The sequence below is a fragment of the Halomonas organivorans genome (genome assembly GCF_014192055.1).
Classification (GTDB): Bacteria; Pseudomonadota; Gammaproteobacteria; order Pseudomonadales; family Halomonadaceae; genus Halomonas; species Halomonas organivorans.
Genome location: NZ_JACHXM010000071.1, coordinates 1 through 1298 on the forward strand (window position 1 = coordinate 1; position 1298 = coordinate 1298).

General features: G+C 54.7%; 2 protein-coding genes. Both read right to left on the bottom strand.

Annotated features, from left to right (window positions below; genetic code table 11):
• Nucleotides 1-468, bottom strand: a 468-nt coding sequence (gene lspA / locus FHR96_RS22300; RefSeq protein WP_183389905.1) for a signal peptidase II, incomplete at its 3' end; no start/stop codon positions are given.
• A gap of 3 nt (nucleotides 469-471) precedes the next feature.
• The coding region (locus tag FHR96_RS22540) for a cation efflux transmembrane domain-containing protein (RefSeq protein ID WP_183389906.1) at nucleotides 472-1298 on the bottom strand (827 nt) is incomplete at its 5' end.

The window sequence follows — 1298 nt, forward strand, 5'->3', positions numbered from 1 at the left end:
CAACAAGCTGCTGGAAACGAAAAGTAAGGCACCGAGGACAATTGCAATATCAGCCAGGTTGAAGGCCGGCCAATGCCAGTCTCGCCAATAGAAATCAAAGGAATCCACAACATAGCCGCGAAAGACCCGGTCAATCAGGTTGCCCATGGCGCCACCGAGGATAAGACTGTAAGCGATGGCTTCTCCTTTATGACGATTTTCAAGGATCAGCTTGATCAGAAAAATCGAGACCACTACCGCGATTCCGATAAAAAAGTAGCGCTGCCAGCCTCCACCATTCGCAAAAAGACTGAATGCGGCACCGGTGTTCCATAGGTGCACCCAGTTAAAGAACGGGGTCACCGAAACATACTCGCCATAGGCCATTGATTGCTGCACCAGCCACTTTACAGCCTGATCAGACGCTGCCAGCAGGCCCGATATGGACAATAGGGCATACGGCGAGAGCTTTTTGCCAATAATGAGCATTATTTAACCCTTCAACGCCAAAATGCGTCTGGCACCGTTAAGTACAATGCCCCCCGCGATGGTGCCGATAATCAGATCCGGATAATTGGAACCGGTCCACGCGACCAGGGCGCCGGCGGTGATGACCCCCAGGTTGATCACCACGTCGTTGGCCGAGAATATCCAGCTTGCCTTCATGTGCGCCCCGCCTTCCCGATGTTTGGATATGAGCAGCAGACAACTGGTATTGGCAATCAATGCGACGAATGCGATAGCCATCATCACCAGCGATTCAGGCTCACTACCGAATACAAAGCGTCTCACCACCTCTACGAGCACGCCCACAGCCAAGATCAGTTGCAGTACACCAGCAAGATGCGCGGCACGTACCTGCATTTTCACGCTATGTCCAACCGCATAAAGGGCAAGCCCGTACACCGCCGCATCGGCAAAATTGTCCAGGGATTCTCCAATCAGGCCGGTGGACTGGGCGATCAGACCGGCAGTCATTTCCACCACGAACAGAAGTGCATTGATGCCGAGCAACCAGCGCAGGGTCCCGGATTCTTGCTTAGCAGAAGCTGCCGAAAACTCGGCGGCCTTGATGGTCTCCGGATTTGCAGCGACGGTTTCCTGAAGCGAGGCGCCTAGCCCCAAGGTCTTCAGTTTCGAGGTGACGGGCTCGACCTCGCCGTCATGCACGACCTTCAGCCGGCGGTTCGACAAGTCGAAGGACAGCGCCCGAATCTCCTCAAAGCCGTTCAGGGCTAGGCGAATCATTCGTTCTTCTGATGGACAGTCCATCTTCGGCACGGCATAAACACTGACCCATCTCCCTGGCGCCTCGGAGG